Genomic DNA, 23998 nt, shown 5'->3' with positions numbered 1-23998 from the left:
ACTGAGACAATCAGGCCTGAAGCGTCTTGCATAGATATTCCAAGTCTCCGCAAAGTCGGTGAGGGTGCACCCCACCGACCTCGCGTCAAAAATGCTCTTTTGGATGGAAACCCATCATGTGCGCAAAAGCTTCTTCCGCAGTAGGAAAGCCCACCGTGGAATGGCAGATCGGATGACCTGCACCAGAAATAATGCACCAAAAAAAGAGCTCGTGTTCCTGACGCAAAAGATACTGCCATACCTTCATGGCATGACTCCTTTTGCATAAGTTTTTGGCTTCTGCCGACTCTGTCAGGGATGCATTTCAGCCATGAGTTACCGTTGTCGACTGCTATGCTTTTCCGGTTCTTTTGCCGGTTTTGCAGGCGTTGGCGACTTCAGGTCGGTTGGCGTCGAGCGTATGACGTTGAGCCAATGCAGATGCGGGTATTATCCGCTCCCGGAGCGTTAGTAGTCAGTCGATACGATTCTCCCTCTGCTGTGAACAGATTGAGAACGTATCATCAATGTTGGATTCAGCAAGGGCAGAAAAAAGTTTTGCCCTGCACTAGTTGCTTCAAGCCACCTTACGCAGCTTTTCCAGCTTCTTCAGCGCCATGTTGCGCTTCAGGCGCGACAGATGGTCGATGAAGAGGATGCCTTCGAGATGGTCCATCTCGTGCTGGAGGCAGGTGGCCATGAGGTCGTCCATCGCTTCCTCATGCGTGTTTCCATCCAGATCCTGCCAGCGCGCGCGGATGCGGGCAGGCCGTTCCACTTCGGCATAGATTTCCGGCACCGAAAGGCAGCCTTCCTGATAGACGCTAAGGTCATCGGAAGGCTCGAGAATTTCGGGATTGATGAAGACGCGCGGTTCGCGCTTGGTGGGCGTGTGATGATGGTGGTGGCCATCGTGATTGCACGGCACCGGCTCAGCATCCGGGTCTTCGGGCTGAAGATCGATCACCAGCACGCGCAGCGGCACGCCCACTTGGATTGCGGCGAGGCCGATGCCGGGGGCATCGTACATCGTTTCGAACATGTCTTCGACGAGCATCTTCAACTCGTCGTCAAACTTTTCGACGGGGACGGAGACCTGCTTCAGGCGCGGGTCTGGAACTTCAAGGATTTCACGGATGGCCATTGGGCGCAGATAAGGAAGATGTGGCAGAGTCGCAAGGGTGGCTATGCCACTGGCCTTCGCGCCCGCAGCGCTTGTGCCAAGGTGCCTTCGTCCAGATAATCCAGTTCGCCACCCACAGGCAGGCCATGCGCAAGTTGTGTCACCCGCACGGCCATCCCTTCCAGCCGCTCCGCTATGTAGTGCGCGGTCGTCTGCCCTTCCAGCGTGGCGTTCATCGCCAGCACCACTTCATCAATGCCGCCCCGGCTTACCCGGCCCAGCAACTGGCCGATAGTCAGATCTTCAGGGCGGACGCCTTCCAGCGCGGAAAGCCTGCCGCCCAGCACGTGATACTTGCCGGTGAACAGGCGTGCGCGGTCAAGCGCCCAGAGGTCTGCCACTTCCTCAACCACACAGATCGCGCGCTGATCGCGGCGCGGATCGGCACAGATGCCGCAGGGGTTGGTGGTGTCGACATTGCCGCAGGTGTCGCATTCGACCAGCAACTCCTGAACCTGCGTCAAGGCGTTCAGCAATTGGGGCAGCGCCGTTTCGCGCCGCTTGATCAGCCACAGCACGGCGCGCCGAGCCGAGCGGGGGCCAAGCCCAGGAAGCCGCGCCAGTGCGCCGGAAAGCGCCTCGATCTCTTGCGATGCCATGCCAGCACAGATAGGGCCGACGCCGACAAACGGAAGGCCATTTGCAAGCTTATGCGCATCATCTTCATGGGCACCCCCGATTTCGCGGTGCCAACGCTCGAAGCGCTGGTCGCGGCGGGGCACGATGTGATTGCCGCCTACAGCCAACCGCCGCGCCCGGCGGGGCGAGGCAAGAAGCTGCAACCTTCGCCCGTGCATCTGGCGGCGCAGGCGCATGGCATCGACGTGAGAACGCCTGTTACGTTGAAAGGCGCAGACGAGCAGGCGGCATTTGCGGCGCTGGATGCCGATGTGGCGGTGGTGGCGGCCTATGGCCTGATCCTGCCACAGGCGGTGCTGGATGCGCCGCGCTTGGGGTGCCTGAACGTCCACGGCTCTCTCCTGCCGCGCTGGCGCGGGGCTGCGCCGGTGCAACGGGCGATCCTTGCAGGCGATGCGATGACGGGCGTCACTATCATGCAGATGGAGCGCGGGCTGGATACCGGGCCGATGCTGGCCAAGGTTGAAACGCCGGTCGATGGGAAGACGGCAGGCGAATTGACAGCGGAACTGGCGGATCAGGGGGCTGCGCTGATGGTGCCGGTGCTGGCGGACCTTGGCGCACATCCGCCTGTGGTGCAGCCGGACGAGGGCGTCACGTATGCCCACAAGATCGACAAGGCCGAAAGCCGCCTCGATTTCACGCGCGATGCGGCGGATGTTGAGCGGCAGGTGCGTGCCTTTGCGCCTGCGCCGGGGGCGTTCTTTGAACTTGAGGGCGAGCGGTATCGCGTTCTGGCAGCTGACGTTGTTGGGCGCAGCGGCGATGCAGGTATGGTGCTGGACGATGCGCTGACCATCGGTTGCGGACAGGATGCAGTGCGGCCAACGCTGATTCAGCGGGCGGGACGTCCGGCGATGGATGCCGCAGCGCTGCTGCGCGGGCGGGCCATTGCGGCGGGCACAAAGCTCGGCTGATGCGCTTCGCCCTAACCCTCGAATGGCACGGCGCGGCGTACATGGGCTATCAGCGCCAGTCGCACGGCCCCAGTGTGCAACAGGCGCTGGAAGATGCAGTCCATTCGGTGACAGGCGAGACGGTGGCGGTCCACGCCGCGGGCCGGACCGATACCGGTGTTCACGCGCTGGGTATGCGCGCGCATTTCGATCTGTCACGCAGCTTTGATCCGTTCCGCATGTTCGAAGCGCTGAATGCGCATCTGCGGCTGGCAAAGCACGCGGTGGCGGTCCTGAACTGCATCAAGGTGGCCGAGGACTGGCACGCGCGTTTTTCCTGCGTGGGCCGAGCCTATGAATACCGCATCATCAACCGCCGTGCGCCGCTGACGCTCGATCTGGGCAAGGCATGGCGGATTGCCAAACCGCTGGACGAAGGCGCGATGCACGAAGCTGCGCAACTGCTGGTCGGGTGCCACGATTTCACCACCTTCCGCTCGGTTCACTGCCAGTCAGCCAGTCCGGTCAAGACGCTCGACCGGCTGGACGTGCGGCGTGAAGGTGATCGCGTCATCGTCGAGGCGGCGGCGCGCAGCTTCTTGCATCATCAGGTGCGCTCGATGGTGGGGTGTCTGGCGCTGGTCGGACAAGGACAATGGCGCGTGGATCAGGTGGCCGAAGCGCTTGCGGCAAAAGACCGTAGCAAATTAGGACTTAACGCGCCTCCGGAAGGTCTATACTTCGTCTCCGCAACATATCCCGGAGAGTAGAAATGACCGACCTGAGCGGCCAGCGCATTGTTTCCAAACTTGATTCGGATGGAACGCTTACTGTCAGCCTTGAGAATTTCACTTTGCCGCCACCCGAAGGACGGCAAGTGGTGATCCGGGTGGAAGCGACGCCGATCAACCCGTCGGACCTCGGCCTGTTGTTCGGGCCTGCCGATGTTGAGAGCGGCGATTTCTCTGACGGCAAGATCGTCGCGCGGATGCCGGAACCTGCTGTCCGCGCAATGGCTGCGCGGCACGGCGCAGCGATGCCGGTGGGCAACGAAGGGGCGGGCACGGTCATCGCGGCGGGGGATGCGCCGGAAGCACAGGCCTTGCTGGGCAAGCGTGTGACCTGCTTTCCCGGCGGCATGTATGCGACGCTGGCGGTGGCCGATGCCGCGATGTGCCTGGAACTGGCTGACGGCATAACGGCAGAGCAGGGGGCTTCGGCATTCGTCAATCCGCTGACCGCGCTCAGCTTTACCGAGACCATGCGTCACTTGGGGCACAGCGCGCTGGTGCATACCGCCGCAGCATCGAACCTTGGGCAGATGCTGGTAAAGATCTGTCAGGCTGATGGCATCCCTTTGGTCAACGTGGTGCGCAATGATGCGCAATTGGCGATCCTCAAAGGGCTGGGCGCGGAACATGTCGTCGATAGTTCGAAGGAGACGTTCCTTCAGGACCTGACCGCTGCCGTCGCGGCCACCAAAGCGACGATGGCGTTCGATGCCATCGGCGGCGGCAAACTCGTCAGTCAGATCATGACGGTGATGGAGCAGGTGGCCAATTCGGGCGCAGCCTGTAGCCGGTATGGCTCCAACAGTCCCAAACATGCTTTCATCTATGGCGCGCTCGATCTTTCGCCCACGGTGCTGACGCGCAACTTCGGCTTCAGCTGGGATGTGTCGGGCTGGCTGCTCGCACCGTGGATGGGCAAGCTGGGGGCCGAAGTGGTCGACAAGATGCGCCGCCGGGTGATGGCCGAACTGACGACCACCTTTGCCAGCAACTATAAGGCGCGCGTAACGCTGGAGCAGGCGCTGACCCGCGATGCAGCGCTGGATTACAATGCACGGCGCACGTGCGAGAAGTATCTGATCACACCGAACGGGTGATCCAACGAAAAAGGCCCTCGCAATTGCGGGGGCCTTTTCAATTTCAGCGCCTGAGGGGCTTACCCCCGGTGCGCGACGCTTTCGGGCAAGTCCTTGCCGAACACCCGCTGGTAGTATTCCGCCACCAGCACGCGCTCCGTCTCGTCGCATTTGTTCAGGAACGAAAGGCGGAAGGCGAAGCCCACATCGTTGAAGATCTGGCTGTTCTGCGCCCACGAAATGACCGTGCGCGGGCTCATCACGGTGGAGATATCGCCGTTGATGAAGCCCTGCCGCGTGAGGTTGGCCACGCGCACCATGTCGGCTACGGTCTGCGGGTTCAGATCCGGCACCTTCTTGGTGACGATCTCGACCTCGGTTTCCTGCGCCAGATAGTTCAGCGCGACGACGAGGTTCCAGCGGTCCATCTGGCCCTGGTTGATCGCCTGCGTGCCGTGATACAGCCCGCTGGTATCACCCAGACCCACGGTGTTGGCCGTTGCGAACAGGCGGAAGTGCGGGTTCGGGCGGATCACGCGGTTCTGGTCGAGCAGCGTCAGCTTGCCTTCGGTTTCCAGCACGCGCTGGATCACGAACATCACGTCCGGTCGGCCCGCATCGTATTCGTCGAACACCAGCGCGGTCGGCGTCTGCAGCGCCCACGGCAGCAGGCCTTCACGGAATTCGGTCACCTGTAAGCCATCGCGCAAAACGATGGCATCGCGGCCGACCAGATCGATGCGGCTGATGTGCGCATCGAGGTTGATGCGGATGCAGGGCCAGTTGAGCCGTGCCGCAACCTGTTCGATGTGCGTCGATTTGCCAGTGCCGTGATAGCCCTGCACCATCACGCGGCGGTTGTAGGCAAAGCCTGCAAGAATCGCCAGCGTGGTGTCGGGATCGAACACATAGGTCGGGTCCACGTCGGGCACGCGCTCGTCTGCGCGGCTGAACGCGGGGACTTTCATGTCGATATCGATGCCGAAAGTCTCACGGACATCGATTTGCGTGTCGGGCGCGGCGAGCAGCGTCGTCGCGTGGCTGTTCGGAAGTTCGCTCATCACCGCCCCGCCTATACGCGCGGGCGCGGCGCTGCAATAAGGTTTCCAAGAACCTGTCCAATGGAGTGGGAGATTTTCGATGAAGCTCTACGGTGCGCTGCTTTCGCCGTTCGTCCGCAAGGTGGCGGTGATCGCTACGGAAAAGGGAATTTCCTGGGAATTGGCACGCGGCGGACCCGGAAGCAGCGATCCCGAATTTCTCGGCGTCAGCCCACTTGGCAAGATTCCGGCGATCAATGACCAAGGCTTCACGCTCGCCGATTCGACGGCCATCGCCTTCTATCTGGATGGGCAGTACCCCGAACCCAAGCTGATCCCCGATGATCCGAAGCTGCGCGGCAAGGCCGTGTTCTGGGATGAATTTGCCGATACGGTGCTGGGAGCAACCGGGCTGAAAATCCTGTTCAACCGCCTTGTCGGCCCAAAACTTCTCAAGGTCGGCGGGGACGAAGCCATTGCCTTGCAGGGCGAAGCTGAACTGCCCCGCTGGATCGACTGGTTCGAAAGCGTGGTTCCCGATGAAGGCTGGCTGCTGGGCGAAAGCATCAGCATTGGCGATATCGCCGTTGCCTCGATGTTTCGCACGCTGGCCTATGTCAGCCACGGGGTCGATGCGCAGGCACGCCCGAAAACGGCGGCGTGGTATCACCGCGTGGCGGCGCGTCCGGCGTGGGCCGCTGTGGCCGAAAAGGAAGCGCCGATCGCGCAGCGGATCATGGCGATGTAGCGTGAGGTGAGAGGCGGCACACCCATGCGCCGCCTCGATCCATCGCTCCGCCCTTGCAGCATACCAACTGGTCGGTATGCATATTCAAGTGATCCCGAATCGCTCCTTTCGCCCCCCGGCGGTGACCGCGCGGGAGAAACTGCTGGAAGCGGCGGTAAAGCTGATTCGTTCAAACGGTTTTGCGGCGACTTCGGTCGATCAACTTTGCGCCGAAGCAGGGGTGACCAAGGGCGCGTTCTTCCACCACTTCGCCTCGAAAGAAGCGCTGGGCGTGGCGGCGGCAGACTATTGGTCGGTCAGCACTGCCGCCTTCTTTGCTGAAGCGCCGTTCCATGCCTTGCCCGATCCGGTGGACCGCGTTCTGGGCTATCTCGATCTGCGCATTGCCCTCATCGGTGGGCCGCCCGAAGCCTTCAGTTGCGTTGCCGGCACACTGGTTCAGGAGGCATTCCGATCCAGCGCCGCCATCCGCGTGGCCGCCGAAGCAAGCATCATGGGCAATGCCCGCGCGCTTGAGGCGGATCTTGACGCAGCCGTGGCACGATGCGGCGTTTCGGGCACGACAGGGGCAAGTCTGGCGCGGCATGTTCAGGCCGTGATTCAGGGTGCATTCGTGCTGGCCAAGACACAACCAGAGGAGAGCGCAGCCACTGTTGCACGCGAGCAGCTTGTGCACTTGCGGCGCTATTTCGCGATGTTGTTCGGGAGGGAAGCCAGAGAGGAGTAAGTTGTCATGTCCTATATCGATGGGTTCGTTCTGGCGGTCCCTACCGCCAACCGTGAGAAGTACGAGGAAGTCGCCCGCCAGTTTGACGCGATCATGATCGAGCATGGCGCGCTGCGCGTGGTCGAAGCCTGGGGTGACGATGTGAAGCACGGCAAGCGCACCGATTTCTATCGCGCTACCGAGGCAACCGCCGACGAGGTCATCGTGTTCAGCTGGGCCGAATGGCCGGACAAGGCGCGCCGCGATGCGGCTCATGCTGCGATGGAAAAACTGATGTCTGAAATGGCCAAGCCGATGGAGATGCCGTTCGATGGCACTCGCATGATCGTGGGCGGTTTCAACACGTTCCTTTCTCTGGGAGCGGACCGGTGAGCCGCCCCGTTCCATTCTGCTGGTATGAACTGATGACCGGCAATCTCGCGGTGGCCTCCGATTTCTACGGCAAGGTCATCGGCTGGCGCCTTTCCAAATCCGATCCGCAATCGCCGATGGATTATCGCATGATCCTGCGCAGCGATGGCGGCACGACCGGAGGTGCGTTGCAATTGACGGACCAGATGCGGGCAGGCGGTGCCCGCCCGGTCTGGGTGCCCTATTTTGCGGTTGCCGATATCGATGCCGGTTTGGGGGCTTTGCAGGCCGATGGCGGCAAAGTGCTGATGCCCCGGACGGATATTGCCGAGGGCAGCTTTGCTATGGTCACCGATCCGCAAGGGGCGCCGTTCTACCTGATGCAGCCGCGCCCACCTGCGGACCGTCCCGATGCAAAGAGCGATGCATTCAAAGCCGACGGCGTGCAGCACGTGCGCTGGAACGAGCTGCCCACCAGCGATGCAGAAGGAGCGAAGGCCTTTTATGCTCGGCATTTCGGCTTTGAATTCAACAGTTCCATGCCGATGGGCGAAATGGGCAACTACGACTTCATCGATTTCGATGGGCATGTACTCGGCGCGATCATGCCCCAGATGGATAAGGCAAGGCCACCGTCATGGCTGGTCTATTTCGGGGTTCCGTCCACGTTTGCGGCAAAATCTGCGATCGAGGCGGCGGGCGGCACCGTCATGATGGGACCGCACGAGGTGCCTGGCGGTGACTGGATCATCGTCGCCACCGATCCTGATGGAGCCGTCTTCGGCGTTGTCGGCCCCAAGGGAGAAGACGCATGACCGCGACAGTCCCCCCGCTGACCTTGTGCCTCTGGTACAATGGCGATGCCGAAGAGGCGGCGCGCTTCTATGCCGCGACGTTTCCCGACAGCAGCCTTGATGCCATCCACCGCGCGCCGGGTGACTTTCCCGGCGGCGCTGCGGGGACGGTGCTGACGGTTCAATTCACCGTGCTGGGTGCGCCGTGCATCGGGCTGAACGGCGGCCCGCAGTTCCCCCATACCGAGGCGTTCTCGTTTCAGGTGGCGACCGATACGCAAGAAGAAACCGACCGCTACTGGGATGCCATCGTCGGCAATGGCGGGGCGGAAAGCGCGTGTGGCTGGTGCAAGGACAAGTGGGGCGTGAACTGGCAGATCACGCCGCGCGTGCTGACGACCGGCATGGCCGATCGCGATCCTGACGTGCGCGCACGCGTTTTTGCGGCGATGATGACGATGCGCAAGATTGATCATGCTGCCATTGAAGCCGCGATGCGAGGGGAAGGGTGATGCTCGAGCTTTATGGTCACCCCTTCTCGTCCTACACGTGGAAAGTGCTGATAGCGCTCTATGCCAACGGCACGCATTTCACGTTCCACAGCCTTGATGGGGAAAACCCGGATCAGGCAACGGCCTATGCCCGCGTCCAGCAGGTCAGCCCGATGGGCAAGTTTCCGTTGTTGGTGGATGGTAGCCGCGAGGTGTTCGAAACCAGCCCGATCATAGAGCATCTTGCGCTGCACCACCCCGGCGCAGCGCCGCTGATACCTGCCGATCCTGACGCGGCGATCCGCACGCGCATGATCGACCGCGTGTTTGACAACTACGTGATGAACGCAATGCAGGAGTGTGTGGACGAAGCGATCAGCACCGGCTCCGTCTCGCCGGAAACGCAGGCGCGGGTGGATGAAAGGGTAACGCGGGCCTATCGCTGGATCGAAGGCTGGCTGGCCACCTATGCCATGCCCGATAGTGTTAGCCTGATCGAATGCGCTGCGGCACCGGCGTTGTTCTATGCCGATTGGGTCACGCCCATTCCCGAAGATTGCCCACGGTTGCGCGGATGGCGCGCGCAGCTTCTGGCCATGCCGCCTGTTGCGCGCTGTGTCGAAGATGCACGCCGCTTCCGCCACTACTTCCCGCTTGGCGCGCCCGATCGCGATTGAGCCGACAGGATTTTTGAAGATGAACGAGCTTTCGATCACCCGCTACATCGCCGCCTCGCCTGAAAAGGTGTGGGACGTCCTTGCCAATCGGCAGGAGGAATGGTGGTGCCCCAAACCGTGGTGGATCACCATGATCGAACAGGATCGCCGCCCGGGCGGCCGTAGCGCGATGGTGATGCACGGTCCTGATGGCGAGGAAATGCCACAGGAAGGCATTTTTCTGGCCTGGGAAGAAGGGCGGCGCTTTGTCACGACCGATGCCGTGACGGCTGATTTTCAGCCTTCCGGCCCCTTCATGATCGGCATCTGGGAAATCGCGCCCGAAGGTGAGGGCACCCGCTACACTGCCAGCGCCCGGCACTGGACCGAAGAGGCGATGAACAACCACGCCGAAATGGGTTTCGAGGCAGGCTGGAACGCCTGCGCCGACCAGTTGCAGGCGCTGTGCGAGCAGGCCTGAAGCGGACCGGTTTGGCCCCATCCCTTGCTGGCAAACGCACAGGTCGCCGCTAAGCTGCAGCCTTCCGCTTTGGAGGGAACTGCAATGAGCCTGTTTGATTCGATCCTTGGCCAGGTGGCCGGAAACGTCGATGTGAAGAACCTCGCGGCCAAGGTCGGTATCGATCCCGACATGGCTGAAAACGCCATTGCGGCACTGGCGGCCGGCCATCAGTCAAAGGGCGACACGATTGAAACGGCAGCGGCAAACACGGGCCTTGATGCCTCGAAGCTGCAGGAAATTGTCGGCCACATCGGCGGAGAAGGCTCACTGGGCAACTTTGCGTCGATGCTCGGCCAGAACCCGGGTGCGTTGAGCAAGGTCACGGCTTTTCTCGACAAGGACGGCGATGGCAATCCGCTGAACGACCTTGCCGGTATGGCCAAGGGCATTTTCGGCAGCTAACGGCCCCTGATGCTCGATACTGCGCTCTCCCTGCTGATGCTCGCCGCCATCGCCCTTGTTGCAGGCGCGGCGTTCCTGTTCCGGCGGGGAGAGCGCAAGCGTCCTGTGTTGATGCTGACGCTGGCGGGCGTCATGCTGATGAACCTGATCATCTGGACCCTGCCCGACAAGAGCGGCAGCACGCTGGCCGGCGCCGCGCAGACAGGGCCGCAGCCGTAATTACCCCAGTTCGATGCAGCCGCCATCGACGCACAAGTCTATTCCATTGATAAAACTGGCTTCCTCGCTGGCGAGGAACAGAACCGCGCGCGCCACTTCCTCGCTCGTGCCCATGCGCCCGATGGGGACGACGGATGAGAGCATGTCGCGCATCCCCTGAATTTCCGCGTCGCTGGCATCGCGCTTGAAAATTTCGGTGTCGGTCGGGCCGGGGCTGACCATGTTGACGCGGATGCGGCGGGGCAGAAGTTCCTTGCCCACGATGCGCGCCATCGCCCGCAAACCGGCCTTCGCGGCGGCATAGGCGACATTGCCGGGCACGGCCGCCATCGATCCGATGGAGCCGGTGATGATGATCGATCCGCCATCGCGCATCATCGGCAGGGCCTTCTGGATGGCGAAGAACGCACCGCGCAAGTTGACCGTGTGGATATTGTCCCAGAACTCCGGCGTGACGTCGGGCACCATCGCAAAACCGCCCACGCCAGCGTTCACGAACAGCACATCGATGCCGCCTAAAGCCTCCTTGGTGTCGTTCAGGGCGTTCTCTGTGTCGTTCAGGATTCCGATGTCAGAGCGGATGCAGATGGCGTCCAGTTCCTCCGCAATCTCGCGCAGAGCGTCGGTATTACGCCCGGTGATCGCCAGCTTAGCCCCTTCAGCTGCGAACATGCGCGCGGCGGCGAGGCCGATCCCGGCGGTGCCGCCAAGGATCGCCACGCACGTGTTGTCGAACCGCTTCACCGGTCAGAACATCGTGTTGGTGTTGGCCGAAGCTTCCGGCACCGGAGACAGCACGTCCCAGTGCTCCATCACCTTACACCCTTCCACACGGAAGATATCGACCACGGCAAACCCGCGCTTGGCCGCCGCATCACCCGTTTCGTTCCACCCGTGGCTATGCACGGCGACGAGGTTGCCGTCAGCGATGATCCGGTGGATCTTGGTTTTCTGCGTAGGGTTGTTCGCCACGAACGGTTCGAGAAAGGCAATCGCCGCATCGCGCCCGGTGGCTGCAAAGGGGTTGTGCTGGATATAGCCGGGATCGACCCACTTTTCGAAGGAGGAGCGCACCTTCTTCTGCATGTAGAACTCGTCCATGAACTGGCTGACGACCTCTTTCGGCGTCAGCTTGCATTCCTCGGCCTGCGCTGCGCTGGCGGTCAGCGCGAAGGCGATTGCGGTGGTGAAAAGGCGCATCGTTTCTCTCCCTTCAAAACATGCTGTTGGGGTTTACCGGGTTTTCCGGCACGTCCTGAATCACGTCCCAGTGTTCTACAATCAGGCCGTCTTCCACGCGGAAGATGTCGACCACGGCGAGGCCAGCATCGCCCGGCCAGCGCACTACTTGCGTATGGGTAATCACGTGATCGCCATCGACGAAGCTGCGGTGGATGGTCTGCGTGGCATCGGGCGATTCCGCGCGCACGCGATCCAGAAAGCCCTTCAAAGCTGCTACAGAAGGTTCGGCCAAGGAGGAATGCTGGACGTAACCGGGCGCGATGTACCGGTCCACCGCGCTGCTATCCATCGCGATCAGGACGTTGCGATTCATCTCCAGCACCAGATCGTGATTGGCCTGTTCCTGCGCGGTCCGCGCCATGCGTTCTCTCCCCTTTATTTATAACATTTGGTAGAGTATGCCTTGCGATGAGAAGGCCGTCAAAGCCTCAATGACAAGTTTGGGAGAAGTGATGACCCGCGCCGAGCTTTATGCCGTTCTGGACCGCTTTCTGGCCGCGCTGAACGCCCGCGATCCGCATTCGCTCGATTGGGCGCAAGGTGCGAATCACAGCGAGAACAACGTCATGCTGGAAATCGGTGATGGCGTTTGGGGCACGATCGATCGGCTGGGCGATTACCAGTTGCGCTTTGCCGATACGCGCACGCGCCAAGTAGGCTACTTCGGCACGGTGATCGAACCCATTGAGGAATCCGCCTTCACGCTGCGCCTTGGACTGAACGAAGCAGGCCAGATTGCCGAATGCGAAATGCTGATCGTCCGCCAGTCTGACAGCGGGATCAAGTTCGAGAACTGCCGATACTGGGACAAGCCGATCCTGCACCGCGAACCGGAAGCGCCGGTTGCCCGCGAAGAGATGGTGCGACTGTCCAACGGCTATTTCGACACGCTCCAGCGCAACGACGGGACGATCCACACCAAGTTTCACCCCGATTGCAACCGCGTGGAAAACGGCGTCCAGACCACGCGCAACCCGGACTTTGCCAAGATCGTGCCGGTATCCGCGCTGGGCTGCGAAGAGCAGTTCCGCATGGGCAACTACCGCTATGACGACGATCTGCGCGCTCGCCGCTTTCCGCTGGTCGATGAAGAGCGCGGGCTGGTGCTGGCCTTCGGCTTCATCGACCATTCGGGCTGCTTGCGCGAATTTCAGCTTACCGATGGACGCACGGTGAAAAGCCCGGTGCTGCGCCCGCACAGCTTCTATATCTCGGAACTGTTCAAGATCGATCACGGCATGATCGAACAGATCGAGGCGAATTTCATCACGGTGCCTTACCGGATGCCAAGCCCTTGGGATTCGCTGTGATGCGCTTTGTCAAAAAGGGGATATTGGCAGCAGGAGCGCTGGTGCTCGCCGCCTGCGCTATCGGTGCTTCGCCACCGCAAGTGAGCGCGGGTTCCGAATGGACCAGCCCCGGCGGCGATATCGGCAAGACGCACCACTCCCGCCTGACCGCAATCAACGCCGAAAACGTCGGCCAGCTTGGCCTTGCGTGGGAGGCCGATCTTGGCACCTTGCGCGGGCAGGAAGCAACGTCGGTGGTGATGGACGGCGTGCTTTACACGTCCGGCACCACGGGCCGCGCCTATGCTTTCGATGCGGCGACGGGCAAGGAACTCTGGCGGTTCGAACCCGAAGTGGACATGCAGGTCAACCGCACGGTCTGTTGCGATATGGTCAATCGCGGTGTTGCGGTGGCGCGGGGCAAGGTCTTCGTCGCCGCGCTCGATGGCTGGATGTACGCGCTGGACGCCAAGACCGGCGCGGTGGTGTGGAAGACCGATTTCATCGAAGATCGCAAGCGCGGCGACAATTCCACCGGCGCACCGGAAATTGCGGGCGATGTGGTGGTCGTGGGCATGAGCGGCGCGGAATACGATGTGCGAGGCTATGTGACCGCGCTCGATCTGGAAACCGGAAAGCTGCGCTGGCGCTGGCACGTGGTGCCGCATGATCCCAAGCTGGGGCCGCAGGAAACGCCACAACTGGAAGCCGCGCTGAAAACGTGGGACCCGAACAGTCGGTGGGATATCGGCGGCGGCGGCAGTCCGTGGGATGCGATTTCCTTCGATCCTGAAACCGGGCTGGTGATTGTCGGCACGGGCAACGGCGGGCCATATGCCACGTCGAAGCGATCACCCGCAGGCGGTGACAACCTCTATCTTGCCAGCCTTGTCGCGCTTGACCCCAAGACCGGGCGGATGAAATGGCACTATCAGGAAACCCCCGGCGACAACTGGGATTTCACCGCCACGCAGCCGATGATCTTCACCCGCATGAAAGTGGATGGCGAAGATCGCCCGGTGGTGCTGCACGCGCCCAAGAACGGTTTCCTCTACATCCTTGACCGGCGCGACGGAAAGCTGCTGCGCGCCAATCCCATCGTGCGTACCAATTGGACCAAGGGCATTGATCCCAAGACGGGCCGCCCGATCCTCGATCCAGAAGCGGCGGACTATACCACCGGTCCCAAGATCGTGTTCCCCGCCACCACCGGCGCGCGCAACTGGCATCCCGCCAGTTATGATCCGGCCACGGGCCTCTATGTCGGCGCGGTGCTGGACATGGGGAACCTGATCTTCATGACCGAGGGGCAGAAGCCACACAAGGCGCGGGCCTTGAACAACGATGCCGCGCTGATCTTCACGCCCGACGTGGAAGCCGCGCTGGCTGGCTTCCCGCCCGCATTCGGTGAAGCGGTGCGCAAGACGCCCGCTTATGCGGAGGCGCTGAAGAACCCGGCGAGCGCGCAGATCCGTGCTATCGATCCGCTTACGGGCAAGACGGTCTGGGCCGCCGATACCGCTGGATGGCAGGACCGGGGCGGAGTGCTGACCACCGCCAGCGGGCTGACCATATATGGTGGAGTTACCGGCAAGCTCTTCGTGCGGGAGACGAAGACTGGCAGGCTGATCAAGGAGATCGACACCGGCAGCGCGATCATGGCTGCGCCGATGACCTATGAGGTGGGCGGCGTGCAATACATCGCGGTCATGGCCGGGTGGGGCGGTGGAGGCTATCCTTTCGTGCCCCGCTATTCGGCGGCCTATAACCGCTACAACACCAACCGCTTGCTGGTGTTCAAGATCGGCGGTGGCGCAGTACCAAAGCCTGACATGCGCCCCGCGCTGGAAGTGGCACCGGCACCGCCTGCGCAAGCGCCGGGTGTCACGGCGGCAACCATCGCGCGCGGGCAGGGGCTGTTCTTCGGCAATTGCGCGATTTGCCACGCGAACCAGCCCCGTTCGATCACACCGGACTTACGCCGGATGCAGCCCGCCAGCCACGAGATGTTCCGCGAGATCGTGATGGAGGGCTTGCTGGTGCAGAACGGCATGCCGCGCTGGAACGATATCCTTTCAATGGACGATGCCGATGCGATCCACGCCTACCTGATCGATCTGCAAGGACAGACGCGGAAGGATGAGCTGGAAAAGCAGAAGGTCGGAAAGCCGTTGGACGGGCCGAGCCTGACGATCCTGTCGAACTATTGATGCTTTGCGCCACACCCCAAACACCCTCGTCACCCCGGGCTTGACCCGGGGTCCAGCTTCCTTCTGCTGATGTCGCAAAAGAAAGCGGGTTCCCGGGTCAAGCCCGGGATGACGAGGGGAGGGTGGCAGATAAGGAACCGCTGAATGGACTTCTCCACGCTCGACAATCCCCGCCTCGAATTTGCCTTCGCCTGCCGCCTGCGCTTCACCCGCGTGCAGATGGTGCCCGATCTGCCATCGGGCGGAATGCGCAGCGCGGTCTATGTGGACGAGGGCGAGTTTGAAGGCCCGCGTCTGAAAGGAAAGGCCGTGCCCAATTCGGGCGGGGACTATGCCTTCTTCCGGCCGGACGACACCGCCGTCTTCGATGCGCGCTATGTGCTGGAAGTCGATGACGGCACACTGATCTACATGCAGAACAAGGGCTTTCTGTGGGGGCGTGAACCGGGCACGATGGACCGGCTGCGCGCCTGGGCCTTTGCCGGGGGCGAACCGGTGCCTCACGCCGAATACTACCTGCGCGCGCAGCCCACGTTCGAGACGAGCAAGGGCAAGCATGACTGGCTGACCCGCCACGTCTTCATCGGCGTGGGCGAGCGCAAGCCTGATGGCAACTACGTGAAGTATTACGCGCTGACGTGATCGGTATTCTAGCCCCCTCCTCTTCAGAGGAGGGGGTAGGGGGTGGTGTGGTTCGCGCGCTGTTCAAGGTTGCAAGCACCACCCCCCAGCCCCCTCCTCTGAAGAGGAGGGGGAGAGTGCTTGACGAAAAACTCATCACACCGCATAACAATAACAATTGTTAGAAAAACACATGGGAGAATCCGTCCGGTGAAGCTTCACCTGCCCCCTCGCGTCAGCCCCAAGCAGTTCCAGTCTGCGATGACCGCATTTGCCGGTGTCGTGGGCAAGGAATGGGCCATGGACACCGACGCTGATCGCGATGCCTATGCAGATACATACGCCCCCGGCAGCACCGAGGAGTGGCCTGCGTCTGCCGCCGTCGCGCCCGCCAGCGTGGACGAAGTGCGCGCTATTGTGCGGCTGGCGAACGAGCATAAGGTGCCGCTCTGGCCCGTCGCGCGTGGCAAGAACCTGGGTTATGGCACTGCCGCGCCGCGCATGGAAGGCACCGTGGTCATGGACCTCGGCCGGATGAACAAGGTGCTCGAACTCGATCACAAGCTGGCGTACTGCGTGGTCGAACCGGGCGTGGGCTTCTTTGATCTTTACGACCAGATTCAGCGCGAAAAGGCCCCGCTGTGGCTTTCGGTCCCCGGCAACGCCTGGGGTTCGGTGCTGGGCAATGCGCTGGAACACGGCATCGGCTACACGCCCTATGGCCTTCACGCGCGCAACCTTTGCGGGATCGAGGCGGTGCTGCCCGATGGCGATCTGGTGCGCACCGGCATGGGCGCGATGAACAACAACCCGGCGTGGCACCTCTTCCCGATGAGCTATGGCCCGACGTGGGATTTGGCGTTCTCGCAATCGAACCTTGGCGTGGTGACCAAGGCAGGCGTGTGGCTGCAGCCTGCGCCGGAAACCTCGCTGGAAATCGTGTGGGATATCCCGAAGGTTGAGGATATCGGCTGGGTGATCGACACGATCACGCCGCTCAAGATATCCGGCCTGATCGATCAGAACGTGTTCATCCCGTCGTGGCTGGGCAAGATGGTGCTGAAAGGCCAGCGCAAGGACTTCTGGGACAAGCCATCGGCCATTCCCGAATGGCGCGTCGAAGAACTGCTGGAAGAGCACAAGCTCGGCTACTGGCAGGTCGCACTACGTCTTTATGGTGAGGAACCGGTGGTCAAGGCGCGGGCCGAAGTGGTGAAGGCGGCGATGAAGCGCCATCTCGATGCCGCACCTGCAGAGCACTGGTGGCGGCAGGGCGATCCCATCGGGCAGTATGAAACGACGATGGGCGTGCCGTCTGCCGTGCCATTGCAGATGTCCGACTGGATCGGCGGGCGCGGGGCGCACATGGGCTTTTCGCCGGTGGTGCCCGCCACGGGCAAGCACGTGCTGGATCAGATGGCGCGCAGCCGCAAGATCATCGCGGATTTCGACGTCGATTTCTATGCCAGCTTCACCATCGGCGGGCGCTTTGCCAACAACGTCAATATGCTGATGTATGACCGCGACAACGCTGAGGAAGTCGTGAAGATGCGCAAGCTGTTCGATGCGCTGATCGTCGAGACGGCCAAGGCGGGTTATGCGGAATATCGCACCCATCTGGGCTGGATGGACCCGGTGATGGAAACCTTCGATTTCAACAACCACGCGCTGCGCCGCTTCGACGAAAAGGTGAAGTCCGCGCTCGATCCCAACGGGATCATCGCGCCGGGCAAGCAGGGCGTGTGGCCTGCGGCCTATGCCGACAAGCGCGGCTCTGCCTACAAGGGGGGCAACTGATATGAAGCGTATCGTGATTGCCGCCGCTCTCGTTGCCGTGGGCGCTGCCGCCTATGCCGCGCCGCCTGCCGGAGGCCCCCCACCTATGCCGCCCTACATGATGCGCCCGGTTGCGCCAGAGGGTGACCGATTGAAGCTGGGCCGCGATGGCAAGACCGTGTTCGAGGCGCAGTGCGGCTATTGTCATTTGGTTGGTGGCATGGGCACCAACCTGCTGACCAAGCAGCAGATGATGGCGGGCAATCCGCCGGAAAAGGGCCTGCTTGCCAACCGTGACGATCTGACCCGCGATTACGTGAAAGCAGTGGTGCGCATGGGCAAGGGCGCGATGCCGCAGCAGACCAAGGTTGATCTGACCGACGCCGAGCTTGATGCCGTGGCGGCCTATTTGGGGAAGGCAGGTTGATGCGCCTTTCCCGCCGTTCGATGTTGAAAGGCAGCGCGTTGGCTGGAACGGCTGTTGCCGCGCCCGCCTTTGCCGCCAGCCTTGGCGATGCGCCGCTGGTGGCGTTTGACAGCCGTGTACCGGAATCGCTCGCTTTTGCCGCCACGCAGCACGGGGCGCAGCAAATCGATCTGGCCGATGGGCTGGAAAACGCACGGCGTGCGCTCGGTTCCCCGCAAAGGGTGACGGGCCTCACTCGCTGGAGTGACTGGACTGCGCTAAGAGGGCTTCTTGAGGAGCAGGGCTTGCGACTCACGGAAGAAATGCTTGTGGCCGCGCCGCTCTCTGGCCGCAACCATCTCTTCCGCTGGACCATGACTGCGCGCTGATCCCTCGCGTCGGATGTCCAGAAAGCTTGAGGGGCGCGTCTCTTTGGGACGTGCCCCTTTTGCCATCCGCGCCGTTGCACTGCGTGAAACCCGCAAAATCGGCGGGGTGCGCTGGTCTGCGCATTCGCCATAGCCATGACACGAATTTTCGAGACGAGCGGGCTTGACCCGCGCTCCCGCTGATTTAGTATGTGTTACTAACAAATTCCGTGACAAGCGGAATCGGGAGAGAGGCAAGGCGGCGGATGGACGAGGTTACCCTCTATCACTGGGAGCCGAATGCGAATTCGGGCAAGCCGATGCTGGCGCTGATGGAAAAGGGCGTGCCCTTTGCCAGCCATTACATCGACATGCTGCAGTTCGATCAGCACAAGCCGGAATACCTCGCGATCAACTCGCAGGGCACGATCCCGGCGATGACCCACGGTTCGCGCGTGCTGACCGAAAGCACCGCGATCATGGAATATGTGAACGACCAGTTCGCCGGGCCTGATCTGATGCCCGGTGATGCGCAGGACCGCTGGCGGGTGCGCTGGTGGATGAAGTTCATGGACCAGTGGCTCGGCCCCAGCTTTTCCATGATCGGGTGGAGCGTGTTCGTAGGGCCGATGGTGCGCCAACGTGACCCGGCAGAACTCGATGCCGCGATCGAACGCATTCCACTGCCTGAACGCCGCGTGGCATGGCGCAAGGCGATCAGCGGCAATTTCTCGGACAGCGAAATGGCCGAAAGCCGCCGCCGTGTGGGGCTGGGCATCGCCAAGCTGGAAGAGGAACTGGGCAAGCGGCCCTATGTCGGCTCTGACCAATATACGCTGGCCGATATCAACATCTTCAACAGCACCTATTCGCTGCCACTGTCGCAGCCCGATCTGGCGGGCAAGGACAAGACGCCGAACATCATGCGCTGGCTGAAGCGTGTCTACAGCCGCGATGCTGTCAAGAAGACGTGGGCGATGGGGAAAACGGACCTCGCCCATCGCTATGGCCTGATCATGGCGGAGATCGAAGGATGAGCGCCATTCTCTATCACGGCGAGCCGAATGGCGCTTCGCTGACCGTCCTGGCGGCGCTGGCGGAATCGGGCCTTGCTATCGAATGTCGCCACATCGATCTGCTGGCGGGAGAGCGTCATGCACTGCCCGGTATTTCGGACTCAATCGCGCTCGATCTTGGGATTGAGGGTGAAGGGCCGGTGCTGGTGGCAGATGGAGAGGCGATGACCGAATCTGTCTTCCTCGCGCAGTATCTGGATGAAGCAGCCGGGGGCGCGGGCTTGCAGCCGACTGATGCTTTTGCCCGCTGGGAAATGATGATGTGGTGCCGCCAGATCACCGAGCGGCTTTCGCCCGCCGCGGCGCTGCTGGGCAATGTCGCCAGTGCGCAGGCGGCCCTTGCGGCCATCCCGGCAGAGGGTTTTGCGGATATCACCGCGAGTATCGCATCGGACGATTTGCGCGAACGCTGGCAGGCGCTGCACGATGGCCGCATTGATGCCGCGCAGATCGCGGATAGCGAAGCCAAGGTCGCCGCTGCGGTCGAACGCTGTGAAAAGCAACTGGTCGATGGGCGCGATTGGCTGATGGGGTCTTTCTCCATTGCCGATCTGGTGACGTACTCGTGGCTTGCCGCGATGGAGCCGCTTTTGCCGCAAGCGTTCACCGCAGCACCGCGCACACAGGCATGGCTGGCACGCACCACTGCGCTGCCCTGCATTCAGGCGGCTTTTGCCCGCGCCACTGTTCCAGACCCGCTCCGCGCATGGGCGCCGGGGCCAGAAATCAACCGTTGGGGATAACCAATGCGCGCTATCGACTATTTTGACCGTGGCCATGATCGCAACCCGCAGCGCCTTGCGATTGTTGATACCGATACCGGTCTTTCAATGACGTTTGCCGAAACGAAGGCGCTTTCGGTGCGCATCGCTGCGGCGCTGCAAAAAGGCGGGTTCGAAAATCAGGATCTGCTTGGTCTTTATGGTCCGAACGACGGGATGCTGCTGGTCGCGCTGCTCGCCATGTGGCGTGCGAACGGGAAGTGGATTCCGGTCAACACGCGCAACGCGATTGATGCGAACGCCGCCTATATCAACTACGTCCGCCTCAAATGGATGGTCTATCATTCGTCCAAGGCTGACGAGGTGGAGCAGCTCAAGGCCCTGTGCCCCACGCTCCAGCACTTCGTCTGCCTCGATCAGCGTATGGGCGATGACCCCAGCCTTGAAGAGTTCATGGACGGCGTTTCCGAAGCAGACTTCGTCGAGCCGGAAATCGACGCCTTCGGCAACCTGATGGACATGGTCGGCATCTTCCCCACCGGAGGCACGACTGGCCCTTCAAAGGGCGCGAACGTGACCAACCTTGGCTGGGGCACGATGATCGAAACCGCTGCCGATGGCATGGGCGGTCGCACCGATAATCCGGTGGCGCTTGTCTCTGCGCCGATCACCCATGCGGCGGGGCCGATTGCGCTTTCGACGCTGAGCCTTGGCGCAACGCAGGTGATCCTGCCCGGCTTCGATGCAGAGCGCGTGCTGCGCACCATTGCGGAGCACAAGGTCACGCACATGTACCTGCCGCCGACGGCGCTGTACCAGTTGCTGGCCTCGCCCGAACTGGGCAGCCATGACTACTCCAGCTTGCGCATCTTCATCCTCGTCGGTTCGCCGTGCAGCCCGGAAAAACTGCGGCAGGCGGTCGAAGTGTTCGGCCCGGCGATGTGCCAGTCCTATGGGCAGGTCGAATGCCCGATGATCGTTGCATGGTTCCCGCCCGAGGATGTGGCAAAGTTCGCGATGGAAGCGCCCGAAAAGCTGGCCGCCTGCGGCAAGCCTTCGCGCTCGATCAAGGTTGCCCTGCTGGATGACGATGGCAACGAAGTGCCGCTGGGTGAGGCGGGTGAGATCTGCGTGCGCGGTGCGCTGGTGACGCATTCCTACTTTGAAAAGCCTGAGGAAACCGCCGAAATCCGCAAGTTCGGCTGGCACCACACCGGCGATGTCGGCAAGTTCGACAAAGACGGCTACCTCTATATTGTAGACCGCAAAAAGGACATGGTCGTGTCCGGCGGGTTCAACGTCTTCACTGCCGAGGTTGAGGCTGCCGTGACCGAGATCGCAGCCGTGCGCGAAGCTTGTGTATTCGGCATTCCACATGAAAAGTGGGGCGAACAGGTTCACGCCGTGGTGGTTGCAGACGGGATCACCGAGGCTGAGATCATCGCCTATACCAAGGATCGGCTCGGCGGAGTCAAAGCGCCGAAATCTGTCAAGTTTGTGGACTCGATTCCGCGCACCGCAGCGGGCAAGATGGACAAGAAGGCGCTGCGCGCTCCGTACTGGGGCAACAGCGACCGCATGGTGAATTGATCCGGCGATAACCGGACTGGGTGAGAGGGTTTGAGATGCGATTGAACCGCAAGTTGCAATTCGTGCTCGCAGGAACACTGGCGCTGGCGTTGCCACTGGCCGCGTGCACGATGGCTGCCAATGCCGATCCCGGCGTCAATGCACAGCAGATCATCGCGGGCGATGGGGCGAACTGGCTGTCCTATGGTCGCACGTATGACGAACAGCGTTTCAGCCCGCTCACCCAGATCACGCCGGAAAACATCGGCCAGTTGGGCCTTGCATGGTCTGCCGATATGGACACCGCGCGCGGACAGGAAGCCACGCCGCTGGTAATCGATGGCAAGATCTACATCACCACCGCGTGGTCCAAGGCCAAGGCCTATGACGCGCTGACGGGCAAGCTGCTGTGGGAATTCGATCCCAAGGTGCCGGGCGAAACCGCGGTAAAGGCCTGCTGTGACGTGGTGAACCGGGGCATGGCCGCATGGGGTGACAAGCTCTATTTCGGCACGCTTGATGGTCGGCTGATTGCACTGGATCGGAACACCGGCAAGCAGGTGTGGTCCACCGTCACCGTCGATCAGTCCAAGCCCTATACGATCACCGGCGCACCGCGTGCGATTGGCGGATTGATCGTCATCGGCAATGGCGGCGCGGAAATGGGCGTGCGTGGCTACGTTACGGCCTATGATGCGCAAACCGGCAAGCAGGTCTGGCGGTTCTACACCGTGCCCGACATGCCGGGGAAGAACGACGAGGAATATCTCAAGAAGGCCGAAGCCACCTGGAAAGGCGAATGGTGGAAGCTGGGCGGTGGCGGCACCGTTTGGGATGCGATGGCCTATGACCCTGAGCTTGATCTGCTCTATATCGGCGTCGGCAACGGCAGCCCGTGGAATCAGGCTTATCGCTCGCCCGGTGGTGGCGATAACCTCTACCTGTCGTCCATCGTGGCGATCAAGGCCAAGACCGGCGAATACGCCTGGCATTTTCAGGAAACCCCCGGCGAAACGTGGGATTTCACCGCAACTCAGCACATCATTCTGGCGGACCTTCAGATTGACGGAAAACCGCGCAAGGTGCTGATGCAGGCGCCCAAGAACGGCTTCTTCTATGTGTTGGACCGCACCAACGGGCAGTTCATTTCGGGCAACGCCTATGCCCCGGTGAACTGGGCCAAGGGTCTGGATGCCAATGGCCGTCCGATTGAAAATCCCGAAGCGCGCTATGACAAGACGGGCAAGCCATTCATCAGCACACCCGGTGCGGCTGGCGCGCATTCGTGGCACCCGATGGCCTTTGATCCGAACAATCGTCTGGTCTATATCCCGGCGCAATTCGCGGCCTATCCCTATTTCCCTGAAAAAGACTGGAAGCCGCAGGCCGTTGGCTTCAACGTGGGGCTGGACAGTTCTGCCGGTGCGATGCCTGCGATCAAGGAAGCGCGCGAAGCGGCAAAGGCCGCCACGACGGGCGCTGTGGTCGCGTGGGATCCGGTAGAAAAGAAGGAACGCTGGCGCATTCCGTTCGCCGGGCCGTGGAACGGTGGCCTGCTGGCAACAGCGGGCGGTCTGCTGTTTCAGGGCAATGCCAAAGGCACTTTCGCAGCCTATTCCGCCAAGGATGGCAAGGAACTGTGGTCGTTCCCGGCGCAGACCGGCGTCGTCGCCGCGCCTGTTACGTTCAAGGTCGGCAACGATCAGTACGTTGCCGTTCTGGCAGGCTGGGGTGGCGTGTGGCCTTTGGCAACCGGCGTGCTGGCCGACAAGTCTGGCCCGGTGCGCAACATTAGCCGCCTGCTGGTGTTCAAGCTGGGCGGAAAGGGTAAGCTGCCCGATGCGCCGCCGTTCGAAGAACGTCCGCTTGATCCGCCTGCGCCTGTTGGCACTCCTGCCACGATTGCGCAGGGCAGCTACCTTTATGGCAAATATTGCACGGTCTGCCACGGCGATGCAGCCATCGGCGGTCTGCTGCCCGATCTGCGCCACAGCGGCGTGAATGCCGATGCCGGTGCGTGGCAAACTGTCGTGCATGACGGTGCGCTGGTCGACAACGGCATGATCGGCTGGGGCAAATATATGACCAAGGAGCAGATCGAATCGATCCGGCATTACGTGATAAAACGTGCCAACGAGGACAAGGCACTGGAAGGGCACTAACAAGATTGCTATGAATCATAGCAACTATAACCCTCGGAGAGA

At 61.8% G+C, this 23998-nt stretch carries 29 protein-coding genes; 22 read left to right on the top strand and 7 right to left on the bottom strand.

Annotation, left to right across the window (positions count from 1 at the left end; all coding sequences use genetic code 11):
• Positions 1 to 85 precede the first annotated feature (85 nt).
• The 3 genes from HGI47_RS15410 to recR all read right to left on the bottom strand — a co-directional run bounded on the left by HGI47_RS15410 (position 86) and on the right by recR (position 1761).
• The gene (locus tag HGI47_RS15410; RefSeq protein ID WP_168853655.1) at positions 86 to 247 is read right to left on the bottom strand and encodes a hypothetical protein; all 162 of its coding nucleotides are present in this window, start codon (positions 245 to 247) and stop codon (positions 86 to 88) included.
• A gap of 309 nt (positions 248 to 556) precedes the next feature.
• On the bottom strand, positions 557 to 1123 hold the full coding sequence (gene def, locus HGI47_RS15405) for a peptide deformylase (RefSeq protein WP_168853654.1): 567 nt from the start codon (positions 1121 to 1123) through the stop codon (positions 557 to 559).
• A 41-nt stretch (positions 1124 to 1164) separates the two neighbouring features.
• The gene (recR, locus tag HGI47_RS15400; RefSeq protein ID WP_168853653.1) at positions 1165 to 1761 is read right to left on the bottom strand and encodes a recombination mediator RecR; all 597 of its coding nucleotides are present in this window, start codon (positions 1759 to 1761) and stop codon (positions 1165 to 1167) included.
• A 51-nt stretch (positions 1762 to 1812) separates the two neighbouring features.
• Between recR and fmt the strand changes: the two genes are divergently transcribed.
• From fmt to HGI47_RS15385, 3 genes are read left to right on the top strand one after another with little or no spacing between them, the layout of a single operon-like run.
• Positions 1813 to 2718, top strand: a complete 906-nt coding sequence (gene fmt / locus HGI47_RS15395; RefSeq protein ID WP_168853652.1) for a methionyl-tRNA formyltransferase — start codon at positions 1813 to 1815, stop codon at positions 2716 to 2718.
• Positions 2715 to 3467: a tRNA pseudouridine(38-40) synthase TruA gene (gene truA / locus HGI47_RS15390; protein ID WP_168853715.1), complete on the top strand. Its 753-nt coding sequence runs from the start codon at positions 2715 to 2717 to the stop codon at positions 3465 to 3467. The genes fmt and truA overlap by 4 nt, the downstream gene beginning before the upstream one ends.
• A 2-nt stretch (positions 3468 to 3469) precedes the next feature.
• On the top strand, positions 3470 to 4585 hold the full coding sequence (locus tag HGI47_RS15385) for a zinc-binding dehydrogenase (RefSeq protein WP_168853651.1): 1116 nt from the start codon (positions 3470 to 3472) through the stop codon (positions 4583 to 4585).
• A gap of 59 nt (positions 4586 to 4644) precedes the next feature.
• On the opposite strand, the gene cobS is transcribed toward HGI47_RS15385, so the two are convergent.
• A complete protein-coding gene (gene cobS / locus HGI47_RS15380; protein ID WP_168853650.1) occupies positions 4645 to 5625 on the bottom strand; it encodes a cobaltochelatase subunit CobS in 981 nt (326 codons plus the stop codon).
• A gap of 79 nt (positions 5626 to 5704) precedes the next feature.
• Between cobS and HGI47_RS15375 the strand changes: the two genes are divergently transcribed.
• The 9 genes from HGI47_RS15375 to HGI47_RS15335 all read left to right on the top strand — a co-directional run bounded on the left by HGI47_RS15375 (position 5705) and on the right by HGI47_RS15335 (position 10515).
• Complete coding sequence (locus HGI47_RS15375; RefSeq protein ID WP_168853649.1) at positions 5705 to 6352, top strand: glutathione S-transferase family protein; 648 nt, start codon at positions 5705 to 5707, stop codon at positions 6350 to 6352.
• Positions 6353 to 6440: 88 nt separating this feature from the next.
• Positions 6441 to 7079 (top strand): TetR/AcrR family transcriptional regulator, encoded by a 639-nt coding sequence (locus HGI47_RS15370; protein ID WP_370521748.1) that lies wholly within the window; start codon positions 6441 to 6443, stop codon positions 7077 to 7079.
• Positions 7080 to 7085: 6 nt separating this feature from the next.
• Positions 7086 to 7451: a DUF1428 domain-containing protein gene (locus HGI47_RS15365; RefSeq protein WP_168853647.1), complete on the top strand. Its 366-nt coding sequence runs from the start codon at positions 7086 to 7088 to the stop codon at positions 7449 to 7451.
• Positions 7448 to 8245, top strand: a complete 798-nt coding sequence (locus HGI47_RS15360) for a VOC family protein (RefSeq protein WP_370521747.1) — start codon at positions 7448 to 7450, stop codon at positions 8243 to 8245. The genes HGI47_RS15365 and HGI47_RS15360 overlap by 4 nt, the downstream gene beginning before the upstream one ends.
• On the top strand, positions 8242 to 8736 hold the full coding sequence (locus HGI47_RS15355; protein ID WP_168853646.1) for a VOC family protein: 495 nt from the start codon (positions 8242 to 8244) through the stop codon (positions 8734 to 8736). Before HGI47_RS15360 ends, HGI47_RS15355 begins: the two co-directional genes overlap by 4 nt.
• Positions 8736 to 9392 carry a glutathione S-transferase family protein gene (locus HGI47_RS15350; RefSeq protein WP_206066226.1) on the top strand — a complete coding sequence of 219 codons (657 nt, stop codon included), beginning with the start codon at positions 8736 to 8738 and terminating at the stop codon, positions 9390 to 9392. Before HGI47_RS15355 ends, HGI47_RS15350 begins: the two co-directional genes overlap by 1 nt.
• A 19-nt stretch (positions 9393 to 9411) precedes the next feature.
• Positions 9412 to 9852 (top strand): SRPBCC family protein, encoded by a 441-nt coding sequence (locus HGI47_RS15345; protein ID WP_168853644.1) that lies wholly within the window; start codon positions 9412 to 9414, stop codon positions 9850 to 9852.
• Between the two features lie 84 nt (positions 9853 to 9936).
• Positions 9937 to 10296: a hypothetical protein gene (locus HGI47_RS15340; protein WP_168853643.1), complete on the top strand. Its 360-nt coding sequence runs from the start codon at positions 9937 to 9939 to the stop codon at positions 10294 to 10296.
• Between the two features lie 9 nt (positions 10297 to 10305).
• The gene (locus tag HGI47_RS15335; protein WP_168853642.1) at positions 10306 to 10515 is read left to right on the top strand and encodes a hypothetical protein; all 210 of its coding nucleotides are present in this window, start codon (positions 10306 to 10308) and stop codon (positions 10513 to 10515) included.
• Here the strand turns inward: HGI47_RS15335 and HGI47_RS15330 are convergent, their stop codons facing one another.
• From HGI47_RS15330 to HGI47_RS15320, 3 genes are read right to left on the bottom strand one after another with little or no spacing between them, the layout of a single operon-like run.
• On the bottom strand, positions 10516 to 11259 hold the full coding sequence (locus HGI47_RS15330; RefSeq protein ID WP_168853641.1) for an SDR family oxidoreductase: 744 nt from the start codon (positions 11257 to 11259) through the stop codon (positions 10516 to 10518).
• Positions 11260 to 11262: 3 nt separating this feature from the next.
• Complete coding sequence (locus HGI47_RS15325; RefSeq protein WP_168853640.1) at positions 11263 to 11715, bottom strand: nuclear transport factor 2 family protein; 453 nt, start codon at positions 11713 to 11715, stop codon at positions 11263 to 11265.
• Between the two features lie 13 nt (positions 11716 to 11728).
• A complete protein-coding gene (locus HGI47_RS15320; protein ID WP_168853639.1) occupies positions 11729 to 12118 on the bottom strand; it encodes a nuclear transport factor 2 family protein in 390 nt (129 codons plus the stop codon).
• A gap of 70 nt (positions 12119 to 12188) precedes the next feature.
• Between HGI47_RS15320 and HGI47_RS15315 the strand changes: the two genes are divergently transcribed.
• The 10 genes from HGI47_RS15315 (at position 12189) to HGI47_RS15270 (ending at position 23956) form a co-directional block, all read left to right on the top strand.
• Positions 12189 to 13067: a hypothetical protein gene (locus HGI47_RS15315; protein ID WP_240950218.1), complete on the top strand. Its 879-nt coding sequence runs from the start codon at positions 12189 to 12191 to the stop codon at positions 13065 to 13067.
• Positions 13067 to 15256 (top strand): PQQ-dependent dehydrogenase, methanol/ethanol family, encoded by a 2190-nt coding sequence (locus HGI47_RS15310; RefSeq protein WP_168853638.1) that lies wholly within the window; start codon positions 13067 to 13069, stop codon positions 15254 to 15256. Before HGI47_RS15315 ends, HGI47_RS15310 begins: the two co-directional genes overlap by 1 nt.
• Positions 15257 to 15400: 144 nt before the next feature.
• Positions 15401 to 15898 carry a DUF3237 domain-containing protein gene (locus HGI47_RS15305; RefSeq protein ID WP_084279875.1) on the top strand — a complete coding sequence of 166 codons (498 nt, stop codon included), beginning with the start codon at positions 15401 to 15403 and terminating at the stop codon, positions 15896 to 15898.
• A 189-nt stretch (positions 15899 to 16087) separates the two neighbouring features.
• Positions 16088 to 17674: an FAD-binding protein gene (locus HGI47_RS15300; protein WP_168853637.1), complete on the top strand. Its 1587-nt coding sequence runs from the start codon at positions 16088 to 16090 to the stop codon at positions 17672 to 17674.
• Between the two features lies 1 nt (position 17675).
• The gene (locus HGI47_RS15295) at positions 17676 to 18080 is read left to right on the top strand and encodes a cytochrome c (protein WP_168853636.1); all 405 of its coding nucleotides are present in this window, start codon (positions 17676 to 17678) and stop codon (positions 18078 to 18080) included.
• The gene (locus HGI47_RS15290) at positions 18080 to 18448 is read left to right on the top strand and encodes a hypothetical protein (RefSeq protein WP_168853635.1); all 369 of its coding nucleotides are present in this window, start codon (positions 18080 to 18082) and stop codon (positions 18446 to 18448) included. Before HGI47_RS15295 ends, HGI47_RS15290 begins: the two co-directional genes overlap by 1 nt.
• 245 nt (positions 18449 to 18693) lie before the next feature.
• Entirely contained in the window at positions 18694 to 19464 is a 771-nt protein-coding gene (locus tag HGI47_RS15285; protein ID WP_168853634.1) for a glutathione S-transferase family protein, read from the top strand.
• Positions 19461 to 20246, top strand: a complete 786-nt coding sequence (locus tag HGI47_RS15280; protein ID WP_168853633.1) for a glutathione S-transferase family protein — start codon at positions 19461 to 19463, stop codon at positions 20244 to 20246. The genes HGI47_RS15285 and HGI47_RS15280 overlap by 4 nt, the downstream gene beginning before the upstream one ends.
• A 3-nt stretch (positions 20247 to 20249) precedes the next feature.
• Complete coding sequence (locus HGI47_RS15275; RefSeq protein WP_168853632.1) at positions 20250 to 21815, top strand: AMP-binding protein; 1566 nt, start codon at positions 20250 to 20252, stop codon at positions 21813 to 21815.
• Between the two features lie 35 nt (positions 21816 to 21850).
• Positions 21851 to 23956: a PQQ-dependent dehydrogenase, methanol/ethanol family gene (locus tag HGI47_RS15270; RefSeq protein WP_168853631.1), complete on the top strand. Its 2106-nt coding sequence runs from the start codon at positions 21851 to 21853 to the stop codon at positions 23954 to 23956.
• Positions 23957 to 23998: the final 42 nt, after the last annotated feature.

The sequence above is a fragment of the Novosphingobium sp. ERN07 genome (assembly GCF_012641335.1).
Taxonomy (GTDB): Bacteria; Pseudomonadota; Alphaproteobacteria; order Sphingomonadales; family Sphingomonadaceae; genus Novosphingobium.
This window is presented reverse-complemented; position numbering and strand designations above follow the sequence as displayed.

Excerpts from the sequence above, each read along its gene's own strand:
- HGI47_RS15410 (WP_168853655.1), bottom strand. The coding sequence starts at position 247 with ATGAAGGTATGGCAGTATCTTTTGCGTCAGGAACACGAGCTCTTTTTT.
- def (WP_168853654.1), bottom strand. The coding sequence starts at position 1,123 with ATGGCCATCCGTGAAATCCTTGAAGTTCCAGACCCGCGCCTGAAGCAG.
- recR (WP_168853653.1), bottom strand. The coding sequence starts at position 1,761 with ATGGCATCGCAAGAGATCGAGGCGCTTTCCGGCGCACTGGCGCGGCTT.
- fmt (WP_168853652.1), top strand. The coding sequence starts at position 1,813 with ATGCGCATCATCTTCATGGGCACCCCCGATTTCGCGGTGCCAACGCTC.
- HGI47_RS15385 (WP_168853651.1), top strand. The coding sequence starts at position 3,470 with ATGACCGACCTGAGCGGCCAGCGCATTGTTTCCAAACTTGATTCGGAT.
- cobS (WP_168853650.1), bottom strand. The coding sequence starts at position 5,625 with ATGAGCGAACTTCCGAACAGCCACGCGACGACGCTGCTCGCCGCGCCC.
- HGI47_RS15375 (WP_168853649.1), top strand. The coding sequence starts at position 5,705 with ATGAAGCTCTACGGTGCGCTGCTTTCGCCGTTCGTCCGCAAGGTGGCG.
- HGI47_RS15365 (WP_168853647.1), top strand. The coding sequence starts at position 7,086 with ATGTCCTATATCGATGGGTTCGTTCTGGCGGTCCCTACCGCCAACCGT.
- HGI47_RS15355 (WP_168853646.1), top strand. The coding sequence starts at position 8,242 with ATGACCGCGACAGTCCCCCCGCTGACCTTGTGCCTCTGGTACAATGGC.
- HGI47_RS15350 (WP_206066226.1), top strand. The coding sequence starts at position 8,736 with ATGCTCGAGCTTTATGGTCACCCCTTCTCGTCCTACACGTGGAAAGTG.
- HGI47_RS15345 (WP_168853644.1), top strand. The coding sequence starts at position 9,412 with ATGAACGAGCTTTCGATCACCCGCTACATCGCCGCCTCGCCTGAAAAG.
- HGI47_RS15340 (WP_168853643.1), top strand. The coding sequence starts at position 9,937 with ATGAGCCTGTTTGATTCGATCCTTGGCCAGGTGGCCGGAAACGTCGAT.
- HGI47_RS15335 (WP_168853642.1), top strand. The coding sequence starts at position 10,306 with ATGCTCGATACTGCGCTCTCCCTGCTGATGCTCGCCGCCATCGCCCTT.
- HGI47_RS15325 (WP_168853640.1), bottom strand. The coding sequence starts at position 11,715 with ATGCGCCTTTTCACCACCGCAATCGCCTTCGCGCTGACCGCCAGCGCA.
- HGI47_RS15320 (WP_168853639.1), bottom strand. The coding sequence starts at position 12,118 with ATGGCGCGGACCGCGCAGGAACAGGCCAATCACGATCTGGTGCTGGAG.
- HGI47_RS15315 (WP_240950218.1), top strand. The coding sequence starts at position 12,189 with ATGACAAGTTTGGGAGAAGTGATGACCCGCGCCGAGCTTTATGCCGTT.
- HGI47_RS15310 (WP_168853638.1), top strand. The coding sequence starts at position 13,067 with ATGCGCTTTGTCAAAAAGGGGATATTGGCAGCAGGAGCGCTGGTGCTC.
- HGI47_RS15305 (WP_084279875.1), top strand. The coding sequence starts at position 15,401 with ATGGACTTCTCCACGCTCGACAATCCCCGCCTCGAATTTGCCTTCGCC.
- HGI47_RS15295 (WP_168853636.1), top strand. The coding sequence starts at position 17,676 with ATGAAGCGTATCGTGATTGCCGCCGCTCTCGTTGCCGTGGGCGCTGCC.
- HGI47_RS15290 (WP_168853635.1), top strand. The coding sequence starts at position 18,080 with ATGCGCCTTTCCCGCCGTTCGATGTTGAAAGGCAGCGCGTTGGCTGGA.
- HGI47_RS15285 (WP_168853634.1), top strand. The coding sequence starts at position 18,694 with ATGGACGAGGTTACCCTCTATCACTGGGAGCCGAATGCGAATTCGGGC.
- HGI47_RS15280 (WP_168853633.1), top strand. The coding sequence starts at position 19,461 with ATGAGCGCCATTCTCTATCACGGCGAGCCGAATGGCGCTTCGCTGACC.
- HGI47_RS15275 (WP_168853632.1), top strand. The coding sequence starts at position 20,250 with ATGCGCGCTATCGACTATTTTGACCGTGGCCATGATCGCAACCCGCAG.
- HGI47_RS15270 (WP_168853631.1), top strand. The coding sequence starts at position 21,851 with ATGCGATTGAACCGCAAGTTGCAATTCGTGCTCGCAGGAACACTGGCG.